Annotated in this window: 13 protein-coding genes and 4 pseudogenes; 3 read left to right on the forward strand and 14 right to left on the reverse strand. The window is 62.0% G+C overall.

Going from position 1 to position 17,055, the window contains the following annotated elements; translation table 11 throughout:
* Nucleotides 1–106: 106 nt before the first annotated feature.
* Complete coding sequence (locus P0D84_RS43895) at nt 107–1,054, reverse strand: LysR family transcriptional regulator (protein ID WP_408349841.1); 948 nt, start codon at nt 1,052–1,054, stop codon at nt 107–109.
* 147 nt (nt 1,055–1,201) lie between these two features.
* A pseudogene (locus P0D84_RS43900) lies at nt 1,202–1,651 on the reverse strand (winged helix-turn-helix domain-containing protein); the annotation flags it as partial.
* A 41-nt stretch (nt 1,652–1,692) separates the two neighbouring features.
* On the opposite strand from P0D84_RS43900, the pseudogene P0D84_RS43905 reads away from it, so the two are divergent.
* A pseudogene (locus tag P0D84_RS43905) lies at nt 1,693–2,084 on the forward strand (oxalate/formate MFS antiporter); the annotation flags it as partial.
* A 78-nt stretch (nt 2,085–2,162) separates the two neighbouring features.
* Nucleotides 2,163–2,322 (forward strand): annotated as a pseudogene (locus P0D84_RS43910) (helix-turn-helix domain-containing protein); the annotation flags it as partial.
* Nucleotides 2,323–2,402: 80 nt separating this feature from the next.
* Here the strand turns inward: P0D84_RS43910 and P0D84_RS43915 are convergent.
* From P0D84_RS43915 to oxlT, 12 genes and pseudogenes are all read right to left on the reverse strand, one after another.
* Entirely contained in the window at nt 2,403–3,422 is a 1,020-nt protein-coding gene (locus tag P0D84_RS43915; RefSeq protein ID WP_408349161.1) for a 2-dehydropantoate 2-reductase, read from the reverse strand.
* Nucleotides 3,423–3,500: 78 nt separating this feature from the next.
* Nucleotides 3,501–4,102, reverse strand: a pseudogene (locus tag P0D84_RS43920) (MFS transporter); the annotation flags it as partial.
* Nucleotides 4,103–4,299: 197 nt separating this feature from the next.
* Nucleotides 4,300–5,712: a pyruvate kinase gene (pyk, locus tag P0D84_RS43925; protein WP_408349164.1), complete on the reverse strand. Its 1,413-nt coding sequence runs from the start codon at nt 5,710–5,712 to the stop codon at nt 4,300–4,302.
* A 50-nt stretch (nt 5,713–5,762) separates the two neighbouring features.
* The gene (gene pntB / locus P0D84_RS43930) at nt 5,763–7,154 is read right to left on the reverse strand and encodes a Re/Si-specific NAD(P)(+) transhydrogenase subunit beta (RefSeq protein ID WP_408349167.1); all 1,392 of its coding nucleotides are present in this window, start codon (nt 7,152–7,154) and stop codon (nt 5,763–5,765) included.
* Between the two features lie 9 nt (nt 7,155–7,163).
* Entirely contained in the window at nt 7,164–8,747 is a 1,584-nt protein-coding gene (locus P0D84_RS43935) for a Re/Si-specific NAD(P)(+) transhydrogenase subunit alpha (RefSeq protein WP_408349170.1), read from the reverse strand.
* A 1-nt stretch (nt 8,748) separates the two neighbouring features.
* Complete coding sequence (locus P0D84_RS43940) at nt 8,749–9,528, reverse strand: fumarylacetoacetate hydrolase family protein (RefSeq protein WP_408349173.1); 780 nt, start codon at nt 9,526–9,528, stop codon at nt 8,749–8,751.
* A 117-nt stretch (nt 9,529–9,645) separates the two neighbouring features.
* A complete protein-coding gene (frc, locus tag P0D84_RS43945) occupies nt 9,646–10,893 on the reverse strand; it encodes a formyl-CoA transferase (RefSeq protein ID WP_408349176.1) in 1,248 nt (415 codons plus the stop codon).
* A 45-nt stretch (nt 10,894–10,938) separates the two neighbouring features.
* On the reverse strand, nt 10,939–11,223 hold the full coding sequence (locus tag P0D84_RS43950; protein ID WP_408349179.1) for a hypothetical protein: 285 nt from the start codon (nt 11,221–11,223) through the stop codon (nt 10,939–10,941).
* A 12-nt stretch (nt 11,224–11,235) separates the two neighbouring features.
* Nucleotides 11,236–11,667: a PAS domain-containing protein gene (locus tag P0D84_RS43955; protein WP_408349182.1), complete on the reverse strand. Its 432-nt coding sequence runs from the start codon at nt 11,665–11,667 to the stop codon at nt 11,236–11,238.
* A 112-nt stretch (nt 11,668–11,779) separates the two neighbouring features.
* Nucleotides 11,780–13,030 (reverse strand): formyl-CoA transferase, encoded by a 1,251-nt coding sequence (frc, locus tag P0D84_RS43960; RefSeq protein WP_200650793.1) that lies wholly within the window; start codon nt 13,028–13,030, stop codon nt 11,780–11,782.
* 25 nt (nt 13,031–13,055) lie between these two features.
* Entirely contained in the window at nt 13,056–14,798 is a 1,743-nt protein-coding gene (gene oxc, locus P0D84_RS43965; RefSeq protein ID WP_408349186.1) for an oxalyl-CoA decarboxylase, read from the reverse strand.
* Nucleotides 14,799–14,862: 64 nt separating this feature from the next.
* Nucleotides 14,863–16,194: an oxalate/formate MFS antiporter gene (gene oxlT, locus P0D84_RS43970; protein ID WP_408349189.1), complete on the reverse strand. Its 1,332-nt coding sequence runs from the start codon at nt 16,192–16,194 to the stop codon at nt 14,863–14,865.
* Between the two features lie 450 nt (nt 16,195–16,644).
* Here oxlT and P0D84_RS43975 point away from each other — a divergent pair, with 450 nt between their 5' ends.
* Nucleotides 16,645–17,034 (forward strand): hypothetical protein, encoded by a 390-nt coding sequence (locus tag P0D84_RS43975; protein WP_408349192.1) that lies wholly within the window; start codon nt 16,645–16,647, stop codon nt 17,032–17,034.
* Nucleotides 17,035–17,055: the final 21 nt, after the last annotated feature.

Here is a 17,055-nt window from a genome sequence, read left to right on the forward strand (position 1 = left end):
TAGCAGTCACGCCACCGTGCGCACGGGCGCCTACCGCACCTGCGGCGCATGGCGTTTGCGCGGCCGAATTCGGCACGCTCGGAGATACCGCGCGATGCGTCATTGGCTAGTGCCTGTGTACGCTCAGTTCCTTCACGCGCGTGATCTCTTCGATAAGCTGCGCGCCCTCTTCCATCAGGAAGCGCCTGAAGGCCACAGCAACAGGCGGCAAGCGCTTGTTCTTGCGATGCACGACGTACCAATTGAGCATTACCGGAAAGTCCTCGACATCGAGCACGACGAGGTTGCCCACCTGCAGTTCGAGGCTGATCGTATGCGCAGACAGGAATGCGATCCCCAAGCCGGCGATGACCGCCTGCTTGATCGTCTCGGTGCTCTTGATCTCCATTGCGATCTTGAGATTGGTGAGCCGCCCGCCGAATAGTTCCTCCATCGAGTTCCAGGTGTCGGACCCGCGCTCGCGCACCACGAACGCTTCGTCTTCCAACTCGCTCATCATGATGAGCCGCCTGTTCGCAAGCGGATGGGTTGGCGCCGCGACAATCACATAGGGATGCGGCGCAATTGGCTCGCAGACAGCATCCGTATCGCGCGGCGGACGAACCATTACCGCGAGATCGGTCTGGTTGGTCGCAAGCTGATGCAGCAACTCCTCCCGGTTGTGCACCGCCAGATTGAGCACGACGCCCGGGTAACGGTGCGCGAATTCGGCGAGCAGGCGCGGGAAGAAATAGTCGCCTGCGCTGATGACGGCGACGTTCAGCTTGCCGCCTGACACGCCCTTCAGCTGGCTCATCGCCTCGCCCGCTTCGTGAAACTGCTGGATGATCGCGCGGCTGTAGTGAAGCATTTCAGTGCCTGCGGCCGTCAGGTAAATCTTCTTGCCAAGCTGTTCGAAGAGCGGCAGGCCCGCATGTTCTTCGAGCTGCCGGACCTGAATGGAGACGGCGGGCTGGGTCAAATGAAGTTCCTCCGCAGCACGTGAAAAGCTCAGGTGTCGGGCCACCGTCTCAAACACCTTCAGCTGGCGGAGTGTCGCGTTTCTCATCGTCATGACGATGTATAAGCGAGTACGATCCTCATGGTAACAAACTTTAATTAGTAATTCAGCACCGACCCTGGCACGGCTCTGTGGCAGAGGGCCGTGGGCGGTGCGCACATTGGAAGCCAGGAGGCAGTTTTAGCCGGGTGTCGTGCTGCAGCGCTCGATCGCTTCCGGATCTCGCTGGTAAGCGCGCTGCAACGGCTTTGTGGCGGCAGGTTCAAGCGCACGAGCCTGGCGCCGATCGACGCCAGGCTCAATGTCACATCGAACTGCCGCTGCACGAGCTCGCGTACCACATTGCGCATCCACGGGCCGAAGTCAAATCCATACTGCATTGGATTCTTGCCATTGACCCAGCGCAGCACCTGCCGTTCCTGTGCCTGCGTAAGCTTTCGAGGGCGGCCCGTGCCTTTGGTCGTGAGCAGCATACGCAGGCCCCGGCCGCGACCGCGTGCCTGAGCCCGGATCTTGTATGCCCAGGATCGATGCATTCCAAACCAGGCTGCAACATCGTCCGGCTGTTCTCCCTCAACCATGCGTTGAACTGCCAAGGATGCGCATGTCTTCCAGAGTGTCGTGAGCCACGGTCCGGCCGTCTCGTTTCATGAGCGATCCCGTCGGTTGCCCTCGCGCAAGCAAGACTGAGGCTCACAAAAATGCCGATGACGCATGTTCGGCATGACGTTGCCGTTGCGGACGGCGACGCTGTGATCAACAACATCTGCAATGGCCTTATCCGGCCGCTTTGCGGGTTCCTTTCGGACAAGATCCGCCGTGAAAACACGATGTCCTGATCTTCATCGGCGAAGGACTTGCATTGCTCGGGCTCATGCAATACGGCACCATCCCCTATGCGTTCATGACGTTCGCGGCGCTGATTTTTCTGTTCTGGGACGAGGTCTTATCGATTTTCCCCGCAATCTGCGCGGACACCTTCGGCGGCAAGTATGCTGCTCCAAATGCAGGCACGCTGTGCACCGCTAAAGGTACCGCTTCGCTGCTCGTCCCGCTGGCGCCGGTGCTGTCCGCGACGGGCGGCGCAACAACAAAATCGACGCTTCGCCACTGAGTTCATTGGCTGGCGCAGATGAGTGAATAGCCTCCATCCAGCGGCGTCATGAACGTCACGTTACACCAGCTGAAGGTTTTCGTTGCCGCCGCGCGCCATCGGGACTTTATGCGCGCGGCGCGCGAATTCGATTTGACGCAGTCCGCCGTCAGCCGTCAGCCGCTGCGCGCGCGAACTCGAAGAGGCGGTCCAACTGAAACTCTTCGACGCCGCCCGCTATGTGACGGCAGACGCGGCGACCACCGGGCACTGGGCAAGGTCAAGAGGAGAGCGGCTCCCCTCTTGCACTCAGGAAACGCTGGAAACTTCGTGCGTCGACCCCGAAACGGGCAGCGGCGGCTGCTGCGCAATCCGTTCGCGGAGCTTGATCAGCGCCAGCACCGTATCGATCGTCGGCGTAGCCTTTCCAATGAGCCGGCCCATTTCCTGGACGACAGTAAGCAGCGGGTCGATCTCCATCGGGCGGTTAGCTTCGAGGTCCTGCAACATGGACGTCTTGTGAGCGCCGACCGCACCCGCGCCATCGATACGCCTTTCAACGTCGACACGGAAATGCACGCCGAAGCGATCGGCGATCGACTTGGCTTCCAGCATCATGGCCTTGGACACGGCTCGTGTCGCGGGGGTGCTCGTAATGACGTCGAGCGTCGCATGGGTCAAGGCGCTGATCGGATTGAAGCAAAGGTTGCCCCAAAGCTTCAGCCAGATCTCGTCGCGGATATTGTCGCGGATTGGCGAATCCAGACCCGCCTCATTCATGATGTCGTGCAGTTTCAGAATTCGATCGGTGCGTTCGCCGCTGGGCTCGCCCACAGGGAATTTCTTGCCGTACACGTGGCGAATCACGCCGGGTTCAACAACTTCGGCTGCGGGGTACACCACGCAGCCGATCGCACGTTCCGGTCCAAGCACATCCCACTGCTTGCCGGCCGGGTCGACGCTTGCGAGCCTGGTGCCGGCGAATTCGCCGCCATGCTTGTAGAAGTACCAATAGGGAATGCCGTTGACTGCCGTGACAATCGCCGTGTCAGGTCCCAGTAAAGGCCGCATCAGGTCAACCACGCCCGGCACGGAATGCGCTTTCAGCGCAACGATCACATAATCCTGCGGGCCGAGCTCACGCGGATCCGACGCACAACGCACCTTGACGACGCGTTCGCCGCCGTCGATCTGCAGGCGTACGCCGTTTGCTTCCATGGCGGCCAGATGGGGGCCACGCGCCACGAAACTCACATCGGCGCCAGCAGACGCAAGCTGCGCACCCATGTACGCGCCGATCGCACCGGCGCCATAAATACAGATTTTCACGTGTCGCTCCTTGTTCCGAAGTTACGAATCTTGTGCGGCTATGTTTGAGCGGGCATCAACTCAGTGCGGTGACTCGCAAGCGCCTGTCGTAGGAAGAGGGTGCACCAGCAATGCCAGCGGGAGGATGCAGACATCTTGAACACGCCGAAGAACACAAATGCATGCTCGTACCTGCGCTCTGGATCATGTTGGAGATCGGGATCACCGTGAGCGCCGCGCCGGCGCCGAAGGCCGCCGCAGTCAGACCGGCGGCCAACCCGCGCTTGTCGGGAAACCATTTGAGCGCCGTGCCCATACAGTTGCCGTAGACCCATCCTGCTCCGGTACCGGCAATGACTGCGGCGGCGTCGAGCACCGGCAGACTCGGCGGATAAGCACCGAGAATCCAGCCCAAAACCGCGCAGATCGACCCGCCGATGACGACAGGGCGAGGACCGAACTTGTCGACGAGCCAACCCTCGACCGGTAGCAGCCAGGTCCCGGTGATGACGAAAATCAAAAACGGCAGCTGGATGGCGGCTTGCCCCCCAGTGGTGTTTGGCGTCCATCGGGATCACAAAGAGGGTCCGTGCGTATCGAAGGTTCGCTATAAGACCCATGCAGGCGATGCCGGCTGCCAGCTGGAGCCGGCGGTTATGCCGCTGCTGTTTGCTTGCCTGACCAGAACACCTGCATGTCAAGCCTGAACTGTCATGGCGCTTGGACCATGATGGACGGCTTCCACGATTAACAAAAGTTAAAATTGCTTCTGCATCTTATTACCTATCTTTAATACATCGCCGAAACTTTGCGGTCACTGCGAGCGCGCCCGCGCACGATCGCAAGCGCTCCGGCCATTTGTCTGCCGTCCACGCGTCTCGCGTGCGTGCGGCGTCGCCTAGACTCTGGCGATTCGCAGCAAGTTGGTGGTGCCGGATTCGCCGAACGGCATGCCCGCCGCGATCGCCACCGGGTCGCCTGAATTTGCAAAGCCCTGTCTCACGGCGATGCTGCACGCGGCACTCACCATCTCGTCGACCGTTTCGACGTCAGGGCTGACTGTGGAATGCACGCCCCACACCAGCGCAAGACGCCGCGCCGTCGACAGCTTCGGCGTGATGCTGAGAATCGGCGCGACCGGACGCTGACGGGCGGCCCGCAGGCTGGTGTGTCCGGACGTCGTGTACGTCACCGTCGCAACCGCAGCGATGGTCTGCGCGACATCGCGCAGTGCCGCGCAGATTGCGTCTCCCGGTGTGCCCAGCGGAAGTTCATGCTGGGCATCGAGCAGACTCCGGTAGAGCGGATCATGTTCGACCTCCCTGATGATCCGCTCCATCATCGCCACGGCCTGCACGGGAAAGCCGCCGCTGGCCGACTCTGCGGACAGCATGACGGCATCCGCGCTATCGTACATCGCCGTCGCGACGTCCGACGCCTCGGCGCGCGTGGGCACCGGTGCTGAAATCATCGATTCGAGCATCTGCGTCGCGATGATCACCGGCTTGCCGTGGCTGCGGCAGGATCGAAGAATGCGCTTCTGCGCGCCCGGCACGCGTTCGGGCGGAAGCTCGACGCCGAGGTCGCCGCGAGCGACCATCACTGCATCGGCCGCATTCACGATCTCATCGAGCCGATCCAGCGCTGCGGGCTTTTCCAGCTTGACCATCAGCCCGGCGCGCGCTCCAATGAGTTCGCGCGCGTCGATCAAATCCTCCGGACGCTGTACGAACGACAGCGCAATCCAGTCGGCGCCGAGCGACAACGCAAATTCCAGATCGATCAGGTCTTTCTGGGTCAGCACGGGAATCGGCAGTATCGCGTCGGGAACATTCACTCCTTTTCGATCCGACAGCGTTCCTCCGTGCAACACGTGTGTGCGGATCCGCTCCCCGTCGTTGTCGAGCACTTCCAGGCGCAGTTTGCCGTCATCGAGCAGCAGCGACTGGCCGGCTGCGACGACGTCGAAGAGTTCCGGATGGGGCAGGTATACGCGCTTGACGTCGCCGTCCGCCGGGTTCCGGTCGAGCGCGAATTCGGCGCCCGTCACGAGCATCACCTTGCCGTCGGCGAACGGGCCGACGCGCAGCTTCGGTCCCTGCATGTCTGCCAGAATCGAAATGGGCCGGCCCGAAGCACGCTCGACCTCGCGAACCAGCTCATAGCGCCGCCGATGGTCCTCGTGCGAGCCGTGACTGAAATTCAGCCGGAATACGTCGGCGCCGGCGTGAAAGAGTTGGGTAATCGTTTCGAGATCGGAGGTCGCGGGGCCGAGGGTCGCGACGATCTTTGCTTTGCGTAGGCGGATCATAATCGGTCAGTAAGGTGAAGTTACAGGCGGGCGAGCGCGGCAACAGCCGGTCAAACGTCGAGTTGTCTGAGCAATGCGTCGACGCTGCCCTTCGCGTCGCCGAACAGCATCCGCGTGTTGTCCTTGTAGAAGAGCGGGTTGTCCACGCCTGCATATCCGGTCGCCATGCTGCGTTTCGACACGACCACCGTGCGCGCCTTCCATACTTCGAGCACCGGCATCCCGGCGATCGGACTACCCGGATCTTCGAGCGCACCCGGATTCACGATGTCGTTTGCGCCGATCACGAGCACGACGTCCGTGTTGGTGAAGTCTTCGTTGATCTCATCCATTTCGAGCACGATGTCATACGGCACCTTCGCTTCGGCAAGCAGCACGTTCATGTGGCCAGGCAAGCGTCCGGCGACCGGATGGATGCCGAAACGGACCCGCACACCGAGAGCGTCGAGCTTGCGCGTGATTTCGCTGATCGTCGTCTGCGCTTGCGCCACGGCCATCCCGTAGCCCGGCACGATGATGACCTCGGACGCGTCGCGCAAAATTGCGCTGACTTCGTCGACGCTGGTCGCCACCACCTCCCCCGCGATACCCGCCGAACTCGTGCCGCTCGCCGCGCCGAAACCGCCGAGAATCACCGAGATGAAACTGCGGTTCATCGCGCGGCACATGATGTAGCTAAGGATCGCGCCGCTCGAACCGACCAGCGCACCGGTCGTGATCAACAGGTCGTTGCTCAGCATGAAGCCCGTGGCCGCGGCGGCCCATCCTGAGTAACTGTTCAGCATCGACACGACAACAGGCATGTCCGCGCCGCCGATGGCCATCACCAGATGCACGCCGAGCGCCGCGGCGAGCACGATCATCACGAGCAATGTGACGATGCCGTCCGCGCCCACCGGCGCCGTGAGGAACCGGTAGCCAATCGCGACGCACAGCACCAGCGTGAGCAGATTCAGCCCATGCCGGCCCGGTATCACAAGCGGTCTGCCGCTGATCGTGCCCTGCAGCTTCAGGAACGCGACGATGGAGCCGGTGAACGTGATCGTGCCGATAAACACGCCAAGATAAATCTCGGACAGGTGAATCACGCGCTCCGCGCCGCCAAACTCGCCGACCGGCATCAGATAGTTGGTAGAACCGATCAGCACCGCGGCCAGCCCGACAAAGCTATGCAGTATCGCGACCAGCTGCGGCATCTGGGTCATCTCGACCCGCCGTGCCAGCAGTGCGCCGACCGCTGCTCCGATCACGGCCGCCGCCAGTACGACAGCGATTCCCCCTCCCTGTGCGATCAGGAGCGTCGCGACGACCGCGATCAGCATGCCCGCCACGCCATACAGATTGCCGCGGCGCGCGCTCGTCGGATGACTCAGCCCGCGCAGACTCAGGATAAACAGCGTGCTCGCGCCCAAATACGCGATGTTGCCGATTCCGTTCAGCATGGCTTCTCCCTAGTTGCGCTGGAACATCTTCAACATGCGCTGGGTCACGAGAAACCCGCCCGCGATGTTGATCGTGGCAACCAGCAAGGCCACACCGCCCAGCACCGTCACCAGCACGTTCGGCGTGCCGAGTTGCAGCAGCGCGCCGATCACGATAATTCCGCTGATCGCGTTGGTCACGCTCATCAGCGGCGTGTGCAGCGCCGGTGTCACATTCCAGACCACCTGGTAGCCGACGAAAACCGCCAGCACGAACACCGTCAGATGCGCGACGAACGCGGGTGGTGCGACCGCGCCGAGCGCCAGCAGCGCCAACGCCGCTATCGCCAGCAAAACGAGCGACGTGTACCGCGAACGACGCACAGCGCCAGCTTGTTGCCCGGCATCGACGGGGCCCGCGGCGGGCTTGTCGGGCGGCGGCCGGTGCGCAGCGATCGCGGCCTGTTTCGGTGGGGGTGGCGGCCAGCTAACGGCGCCTTGAAACACGACGGTCGCGCCGCGCATCACGTCGTCATCCATGTCGATGCGGGCTACGCCGTCTTTCTGCGGCGTCAGATCGGTCAAGAGATGGCGGATGTTGGTGCCATAGAGCTGACTCGATTGCGTCGCCATCCGGCTCGGCAAGTCGGTGTAGCCGATGATCGTCACGCCCTTGACGGACACCACCTCGCCGGGCTGCGTCAGTTCGCAGTTGCCGCCCTGCTCCGCGGCCATGTCGACGATCACGCTGCCAGGCCGCATGCCCTCCACCATCGCCGCAGTGATCAACTTGGGCGCAGGCTTGCCTGGAACCAGCGCGGTCGTGATGACGATGTCGACCTCCTTTGCCTGCGAAGCGAACAGTGCCATCTCCGCTTCGATGAACTTCGCGCTCATCTGCTTGGCGTAGCCGCCCGAGCCGCTGCCTTCCTCTTCGACGTCGAGCTTGAGGAATTGGGCGCCCATGCTCTCGACCTGCTGCTCGACTTCCGGACGTGTGTCGAACGCACGCACGATCGCGCCCAGGCCGCGCGCCGCACCAATTGCCGCGAGCCCGGCGACACCCGCGCCGATCACCATTACTTTCGCCGGCGGCATCTTGCCTGCGGCGGTGATCTGTCCAGTGAAGACACGCCCAAAGTGCTGCGCGGCCTCGATCACCGCGCGGTAACCGGCCATGTTCGCCATCGAGCTGAGCGCGTCGAGCTTCTGCGCGCGCGAAATGCGCGGCACGCAGTCCATCGCCAGCGCGCTCGTGCCGCCGTCGGCGAGCTGCGTGAGCAGCGCCGGGTTTTGCGCGGGCCAGATGAAGCTGATCAGCGTCGCGCCTTTTTTCAGCAAGGTCGCTTCATCCAGCCCGAGCTCCGGATTCAGTTCGGGCGCGCGCACCTTGATCACAATACCGGCATCGGCCCACAACGCACGGGTGTCGCAGACCACCTGCGCGCCGGCCGCGCGATACGCGTCATCGTCGAATGATGCCCTAAGGCCCGCGTCCGTTTCGACGTTCACCGCAAAGCCGAGCTTCAGCAACTGGCCGACGGTTTCGGGCGTGGCCGCGACGCGGCGTTCGCCGGCGCGGACTTCGCGTGGCACTGCAATCGTCATCGCCATGTCAGGCCCCTGAGGAAAGCGTGTTCGACAGCACGCCGATCCCTTCGATCGACACCTCGACCGTCGAGCCGTCCTTGATTGAGCCGATGCCAATCGAGGTGCCGACAGCAATGACGTCGCCGGGCAACAGCGTCATATCGTGCGAGATCAGGCTGACCTGTTCGGCGGGCGAGAAGATCATGTCCGACAGCGGATAGTTCTGCCGCTCGACGTCGTCGAGCCGCGTCACGACGTGCGCATTACGCCAGTCAAAATGACGCTGGATCCCAGGACCAATGCAGCTAAATGTATCGAAGCCCTTCGAGCGGCACCATTGCGCAAAGTTGGGGTCTTCGCTCAGGAGTTCGGCCGCGGTCACGTCGTTCATGCACGTGTAACCGAAAATGTAATCATTCGCCTCGTCTACCGGGACGTGGCGGCACCGCTTGCCGATCACGATCGCGAGCTCCCCTTCGTACGCGATCTTGCCCCCGTAGGCTTGCGGCCGCTGGATGGGTTCGCCCGGGCCGATTACGGAGGTGGAGGGCTTGATCAGAAATAGCGGATGGGAAGGCGCGGCCTTGCCGAGTTTCTCCGACAGCGCGCGGAAGTTGTTCCATAGCGCAACCACCTTCGTTGGAACACACGGATTGAGCAGCGTCACGTCATCGAAGTTCAGTACGTTGGCGCTTGGGACCGCGTCACCGAACATGTCTCCTTCGTATTCAGTGACGCGATGGTTTTCCAGCACCCCGAAACCAATCCTGCCATGGGCGAGCCGAAAACGTATCCACGATTTCATCGAAATGTCTCCTGCGATTATTTTGCTGCAATGACGCGACTCGTCGTACCGGTCGCGCGGCGATGTCTTGTAAGGTGTGCGGTGCGTCGGATGCGCGGCGAGGTTTCGTCTATGCGCTCATATCGCGCCGATGGCACGCAAATGCGCGATCTGGTCCGGGTGGTAGCCGAGTTCGGCCATCACCTCGTCGGTGTGTTCGCCCAGCAGCGGCGAGCGTGTGACCTCGGTCGGACTGTCCGACAGCTTGATCGGATTGCCGACCGTCAGATACTTGCCGCGTACCGGATGATCGACCTCGACGATCGTGCCGGTCTTGCGCAGCGACGGCTCCTCGGCGATCTCCTTCATCGACAGGATGGGGCCGCACGGAATGTCGTATTTATTAAGGATTTCCATCGCCTCGAACTTCGTCCTCGTCATCGTCCAGCGCTCAATCTCGGCGAAGATCTCCTTCAGATGCGGCAGGCGCGCAGCGGGCGTCGCGTAGTTCGGATCGGTGGCCCATTGCTCCTTGCCGATCACCTTGCAGATCTTTGCCCACACCGGCGCCTGCGTGATGAAGTAGATGTACGCGTTGGGGTCCGCTTCCCAGCCCTTGCACTTCAGGATCCAGCCCGGCTGGCCGCCGCCCGACGCATTGCCCGCGCGCGGCACTGCTTCGCCGAAGGTGCCGTTCGGATGTTGCGGATACTCGCGCATCACCCCGGTGCGCTCCAGGCGCTGCTGATCACGCAACTTCACGCGGCACAGGTTGAGCACACCGTCCTGCATCGCCGCGAGCACGTGTTGACCACGACCCGTCGTTTTTCGCTGATACAGCGCGGTGACAATGCCCAGCGCAAGATGCAGCCCGGTGCCGCTGTCGCCGATCTGGGCGCCGGTGACAACCGGCGGACCGTCGTCGAAGCCAGTGGTCGACGCCGCGCCGCCCACGCATTGCGCGACATTCTCGTAGACCTTGCAGTCTTCATAAGGGCCGGGGCCGAAGCCTTTGACCGACGCGACGATCATGCGCGGATTGAGCGCCTGGATGCGCTCCCACGTGAAGCCCATCCGGTCAAGTGCGCCCGGGGCGAAGTTCTCCACCAGCACGTCGCATGTCTGGATCAGCGCTTCGAGAACCTGCTTGCCTTCGGCGTTCTTCGTATCGATCGTGATGGAGCGCTTGTTGTGATTCAGCATCGTGAAGTACAGGCTGTCCGCATCAGGGATATCGCGCAGTTGCTCCCGCGTGACGTCGCCCGCACCGGCGCGCTCCACCTTGATCACATCCGCGCCGAACCACGCCAGCAACTGTGTGCACGTCGGCCCCGATTGCACGTGCGTGAAGTCGAGGATCCTCACATCCTTTAATGCTTTGCTCATCTCTCGTTTTCCTGAATTGATCTGTACCGCCCCTGCACGCCTGGGCTACCGGGTCGCCGGACTGAGCAGCGCCAGCGCCATGCGACGCGCACCGGCGATGGCGGCTTCTTCGCTTTCAAAGACCGCTTCGTCGACGACCTGCTGGTACGGCAGAAGGCTGGGCTGCGTTTGACCATCTTCTTCAACCGTGCGAATTGCCGCATACCCCGCCCATCCGCCGTTGTGGATCAATTGCATTGCGGACAACTCAAGCCGATATCGTCCAAATACTTCTACCTGCATGGATGCCTCCTGATAGATCGTCCAAGAGAAAGTCAACCGGATCCACACGGCCGGGCTGCGTTACGCTCCTGCCTGGGCTTCCAGTTCGGCCAGGCGTTTGCGCAGACTGCGCTCCTCCTGAAAGCGGCTGGTTTCGTCGCGGATCACGGCGACGATGCCGGTGAGTTCGTTTTGCGGCGAATGCAGCAGCGCCACGGTAAAGGCAATCGACAGCGAGTGCCCCGCTTTATCCACCGCGGGAACTCGCAGCACATCGTTGCCGTAACGGGTTTGCCCGGTCGCCATGGTCCGGTGATAGCCGTCCCAATGGCGGCCGCGCAGACGTTCCGGAATGATCAGATCCAGCGACTTTTCCAGTGCCTCGCTTTGCGTGAAGCCGAACATGCGTTCAGCGGCAGGGTTCCACAACGTGATGCTGCCGCCGGCATCGGACATGATGATCGCGTCGCCGATTGCGTTGACGAGTTGCTCGAAGTCGATAGCTGTTTGCATGGCAGTCCCTGAATGTAAAACTAGAACGCAAATCCTTGGATGGGATACGGCGCCGCGAAGGACGCCGTGTCCGCAGGCCCAGGCATACCCATGGGCCTGCGGCGTAACACCGTTAAACCGCTTTGATTTCGTGCAGGTTGAAGATGTCCTGCCTGCTATAGCCAAGGCTCGCCAGCACTTCATCCGTATGCTCGCCGAGCAGCGGCGACGCGGTGACCTCCGGCTTCATGTCCGAGAACTTGATCGGACTACCGACCGTCAGATACGTGCCGCGCTTCTTGTGCGGCACTTCGACGATCGTGCCGCTCGCGCGCAACGAAGGATCGTTGGCCAATTCCTTCATCGTCAGCACCGGTGCGCACGGAATGTCGAACTTGCGCAAGATGTCGACCGCTTCGAATTTGGTCTTGTCGGCGAGCCAGCCTTCGATGGTGCCGAAGATCTCGAAGATATGCGGTTGACGCGCTTCCGCGGTTTTGTAGGCGGGGTCGTCGATCCACTCGGGTTTGCCGAGCGCCTTGCAGATCGGCTCCCATGCATGGCCCTGGATCGTGAAGTAGATGTACGCGTTCGGATCCGTCTCCCAGCCCTTGCACTTGAGCACCCAGCCCGGCTGACCGCCGCCGCCCGCATTGCCGCCGCGCGGCACCACATCGCTGAATTCGCCGTGCGGATACTGCGGATATTCCTCGAGATAACCCACGCGCTCCAGCCGCTGCTGATCGCGCAGCTTCACGCGGCACAGGTTCAGCACGCTGTCCTGCATCGACACGGCGACCTTCTGGCCCTTGCCGGTTTTGTCGCGTCCTATCAGTGCGGTCAGAATGCCGATGGCCAGATGCATGCCGGTGTTGCTATCGCCGAGCGCCGCGGCGCTGATGGTCGGCGGACCGTCCCAGAAGCCCGTGGTGGAGGCCGCGCCGCCAGCGCATTGCGCGACGTTTTCATAGACCTTAAGGTCGTCGTAGTGATGGCCGTCGCTGAAGCCCTTCACCGAGGCGACGATCATCTTCGGATTGAGTTCGTTCAGGCGTTCCCATGAAAAGCCCATCCGGTCCAGCGCGCCCGGGCCGAAATTCTCGACTAGCACATCGGATTCGCGAATCAGCTTTTCGAGGACTTCCTTGCCTTCGGGCTTTTTCGTGTCCAACGTCAGCGACTTCTTGTTGCTGTTGAGCATCGTGAAGTACAGCGCGTCGGCGTCGGGAATGTCGCGCAACTGGTTGCGCGTGACGTCGCCTGAACCCGGTCGTTCGACCTTGATCACGTCGGCGCCGAACCACGCGAGCAACTGGGTGCACGCCGGACCGGCCTGAACGTGGGTGAAGTCGATGATCTTGATGCCTTCGAGCGGTTTGGTCATTTGATATCTCCGTGGTTGCTCTGGATTACTTTTTCATTGCCGCGCTTTGCGGATTCAGATTGGTCAGGCGGCCGCTTTCGGTACCGGCCGCTTCATCGATGACGGCATTGATCAAGGTCGGCTTGCCCGATGCGATGGCTTCCAGCAGCGCCTTCGTCAGCTCTTCCGGGGTGGTGGCGTGGTGGCCGACGCCGCCGAATGCCTCGATCATCTTGTCGTAGCGCGCGCCCTTCACGAACACGGTCGGCGCAACGTCCTTGCCGCCCGTCGGGTTCACATCGGTGCCGCGATACACGCCGTTGTTGTTGAACACGATCGTGCAAACCGGCAAGTCGTAACGGCAGATGGTTTCGAGTTCCATGCCGCTGAAGCCGAACGCGCTGTCACCTTCGATCGCGACGACCGGTTTGCCGCTCGTCACCGCCGCGCCGATCGCGAAGCCCATGCCGATGCCCATGATTCCCCACGTGCCGGAATCGAAGCGTTTGCGCGGCTCGTACATGTCGATGATGCTGCGCGCGTAGTCGAGCGTGTTCGCACCTTCGTTGACGACGTTGATGTCCGGGCGCGTCTTCAGTACATCGCGAATCGCACGCAATGCGCTGTGGAAATTCATCGGCGACGGGTTCTTGTCGAGCGTGGCGGCCATCTTCTCGAGGTTCTTGCTCTTGCGCTCGGCGATCGCGCCGGTCCACTCGGTGCCCGGTTTCGCGAAGCCCGCATCGAGACCGGCACGCAGTGCCGCCACGCACGAGCCGATATCGCCGATCACCGGCGCCGCGATCGCGACGTTGCTGTCGATCTCGGTCGGCGAAATATCGACCTGCACGAAGCGCTTGGGCGCCGCGCCCCACGTTTTGCCTTTGCCGTGCGACAGCAGCCAGTTCAACCGCGCGCCGATCAGCACGACGACATCGGCTTCCTGCAGCACGTACGAGCGCGCCGCCGACGCCGATTGCGCGTGCGTGTCGGGCAACAGGCCCTTGGCCATCGACATCGGCAGATACGGAATGCCGCTTTGTTCGACGAACGCGCGAATTTCCGCATCGGCCTGCGCATACGCCGCGCCCTTGCCGAGCAAGATCAGCGGACGCCTGGCACTCTTCAGCACGTCGATTGCACGCTTGACCGATTCCGGCGCCGGCAGCTGACGCGGCGCGGCGTCGACCACTTTGATCAGCGACTGCTGCGCCTTTACGGCATCCAGCGTTTGCGCGAGCAGCTTGGCCGGCAAGTCCAGATACACGCCGCCCGGACGACCCGACACCGCGGCACGAATCGCACGCGCCACGCCGATGCCAATGTCTTCCGCATGCAGCACGCGATACGCAGCCTTCGCGTACGGCTTGGCCGCATTCAGCTGATCCATTTCTTCGTAATCGCCCTGCTGCAGATCGACGATCTCGCGCTCGCTGGAGCCGCTGATCAGGATCATCGGGAAGCAGTTGGTGGTCGCGTTGGCGAGCGCGGTCAAGCCGTTCAGAAAGCCGGGCGCCGACACCGTCAGGCAGATACCCGGCTTTTGCGTCATAAAGCCGGCGATAGCCGCTGCGTTGCCCGCATGCTGTTCATGACGAAAGCCGATGAAGCGCATCCCTTCCGCTTGTGCCAGGCGCGCCAGGTCCGTGATGGGAATCCCGACCAGTCCGAAGATGGTGTCGATGTCGTTCAGTTTCAGCGCATCGATGACGAGATGGAATCCGTCGGTCGTCTCGGTTGCCTGTTGCTTCAGCTTATTTTCTGTTGTGGGGCTGTCGGCTTCTGCCATGATGTCTCTCCTTGGTCGCGGGACGTTATGGGGTTTGTCGTGAGCTGCGCGCTCGCGTTGTCATTTATTCAGATGGGGTGCCGGACGACGGCTGCAGCCGCACTTCGGCGAGGACCGCGCCGGCTGGGGCGCCCGAGTTCTCGATCCAGCGCTTTCTCATGGGGGCGAGGATGAATTTCGCGGACACGGCGGCCGCGATCGACACCACCGCCGCCGAGATAAACACGGTGCTCCATCCGCCGTTCGCGGACAGCACCGACGCGATCGGCACCAGCATCGACGCCGTACCCTTCGCGGTATAAAGCGTCCCCGCATTGGCCGCGGCGTATTTGCTGCCGAACGTGTCCGCGCAGGTGGCCGGGAAGATCGAGAAGATCTCGCCCCAGCACAGGAACACGGCGGCTGCGAAGAACATGAAGGCGTACGGGTTGTGGCCGAACTGCATCAGCCCGAGCAGCGCGATGCCTTCGCCGAGAAAGATGATGAACATGGTGTTTTCGCGGCCGATGCGGTCCGACAGAAAACCACACAACGGACGCGTGAAGCCGTTGCTGAGGTTGTCGATCGAGAGCGTCATCGTGAGCAGCGGCAACGTGACGCCCAGCAGACTCACCGGCATCCTGGCAAAGCCGTATTCCTTCGCGATCGGCCCGAGCTGGGCGGTCGCAATGATGCCGCCGGCCGCGACGAACACGAACATCAGGTACAGCACCCAGAACAGCGGCGAACGGATCATCTCGCCGGGCGTGTAGTCGATCTTGCTCGAGACCACGCGTTTGGCCGCGACGGCGGTAGCGGGCGGCTGCGGCCGTACCAGCATGGTGGCGAGCAACAGAATGCAGACGCCCTGAAAAATGCCGAAGAACATGAACGTGTACTCGTAGCCCGAGCGCTGAATCATGTTGGCGATCGGAATCACGGTAACGGCCGCGCCGGCGCCGAAACCCGCCGCGGTCAAACCGGCCGCGAGACCGCGCTTGTCCGGAAACCATTTGAGCGCCGTGCCGACGCAGGTGCCATACACGCAACCCGCGCCGATGCCGGCGATTACCGCCGCGATGTAGAGCTCGGCGAGACTGCTCGCATGCGCGTCGATGATCCAGCCGAGCGCCGCGCACACCGAACCGCCGATCACAACCGGGCGCGGCCCGAACTTGTCGACGAGCCAGCCTTCAACGGGTACGAGCCAGGTTTCCGTGATGACGAAGACCGTGAATGCGGTCTGGATGACCGCCTGGCCCCAATGGTGGGCGTTGTCCATCGGTACGACGAACAGCGTCCATGCATACTGCAGATTCGCGACCAGCCCCATGCATACGATGCCGATCGCCAGTTGCACCCAGCGGTTTTGCCTGAACGCTGTACTGCCTGTTCCGGGTACGGTGGAATGTCCCATGTCTTTCGTCTCCTGTAGATTCCGTCGTGCTCGAACGGCACGTTGGACTTCCGTGATCGAATCGCTCTATCGCCGTTTTTTCTGTGGGCAACGAAGCGCCATTGGCCAGCCAGCGGGGCTTGCACTAACGAAAACCCTTAGTCGTTGCTCGCCCAACGACCGGGTAAGAATATGCTTCGCGTGGAGCGCGTCTGGGAGGATGCTGCGCGAGAACAGCTATAAGTGACAGTTAAAACATTTTATGATTTGCATTAGGCATACCTAATAGACAGGTTGCCGCTTCTCGCGAGGTTATGACGAAGGCAACGAGGATCAGGCCAGCTTTCGTTGCTGGGGTCGGCGGGATGGATCTATAAGTAAAAAATTATCGTTTGTCTAAATATCTTTAAATATTATTTATCGATGCGCCGGCCTATTCTTGGTCATGCCATTTTCCTCAGGGAGACGACCATGAATCCGTCCCACTTAGATGTTTGCGATAGCGCGCATGATGCGGAAGTCGAGGCGCAGCTGTGCGCCTATAACAGCGCATTCGATGAACTCGGCCTGCGCTTCCGTTGGGATGCGAGCACGCTGGCGTTACTGGCCAGGATCGACGGTGAGGAGGCGCAGATTGCCGCGTATATCGAAGCGCACCAGCCGCACTTGCTGAAAGCGTATAGCGCCGGGTTTCTGAGCCGGGCCATTCTCGAGAAAAAAAACGCACGCTATCCAGCGCGCGTACCGATGCGCGTGGAAAGCGCGCCGCCTCTGAACCACGTGGAGCGTCAGCGGCAGATGAGCAGCCGGCGCGAGCGCGTGTCGCACGAGGTAGAGCTGCCGGCGCTGGCTGGTATTTAGACGCGGCGCGCGCCGTGCGCG

The organism is Paraburkholderia sp. RL17-337-BIB-A (assembly GCF_046025895.1).
Classification (GTDB): domain Bacteria; phylum Pseudomonadota; class Gammaproteobacteria; order Burkholderiales; family Burkholderiaceae; genus Paraburkholderia; species Paraburkholderia fungorum_C.

What these genes read in the sequence shown, in the direction of transcription:
- P0D84_RS43955 (WP_408349182.1), bottom strand. Translation starts at nt 11,667, where the DNA reads ATGCAAACAGCTATCGACTTCGAGCAACTCGTCAACGCAATCGGCGAC.
- oxlT (WP_408349189.1), bottom strand. Translation starts at nt 16,194, where the DNA reads ATGGGACATTCCACCGTACCCGGAACAGGCAGTACAGCGTTCAGGCAA.
- frc (WP_200650793.1), bottom strand. Translation starts at nt 13,030, where the DNA reads ATGACCAAACCGCTCGAAGGCATCAAGATCATCGACTTCACCCACGTT.
- oxc (WP_408349186.1), bottom strand. Translation starts at nt 14,798, where the DNA reads ATGGCAGAAGCCGACAGCCCCACAACAGAAAATAAGCTGAAGCAACAG.
- frc (WP_408349176.1), bottom strand. Translation starts at nt 10,893, where the DNA reads ATGAGCAAAGCATTAAAGGATGTGAGGATCCTCGACTTCACGCACGTG.
- P0D84_RS43975 (WP_408349192.1), top strand. Translation starts at nt 16,645, where the DNA reads ATGAATCCGTCCCACTTAGATGTTTGCGATAGCGCGCATGATGCGGAA.
- P0D84_RS43935 (WP_408349170.1), bottom strand. Translation starts at nt 8,747, where the DNA reads ATGGCGATGACGATTGCAGTGCCACGCGAAGTCCGCGCCGGCGAACGC.
- P0D84_RS43895 (WP_408349841.1), bottom strand. Translation starts at nt 1,054, where the DNA reads ATGACGATGAGAAACGCGACACTCCGCCAGCTGAAGGTGTTTGAGACG.
- pyk (WP_408349164.1), bottom strand. Translation starts at nt 5,712, where the DNA reads ATGATCCGCCTACGCAAAGCAAAGATCGTCGCGACCCTCGGCCCCGCG.
- pntB (WP_408349167.1), bottom strand. Translation starts at nt 7,154, where the DNA reads ATGCTGAACGGAATCGGCAACATCGCGTATTTGGGCGCGAGCACGCTG.
- P0D84_RS43940 (WP_408349173.1), bottom strand. Translation starts at nt 9,528, where the DNA reads ATGAAATCGTGGATACGTTTTCGGCTCGCCCATGGCAGGATTGGTTTC.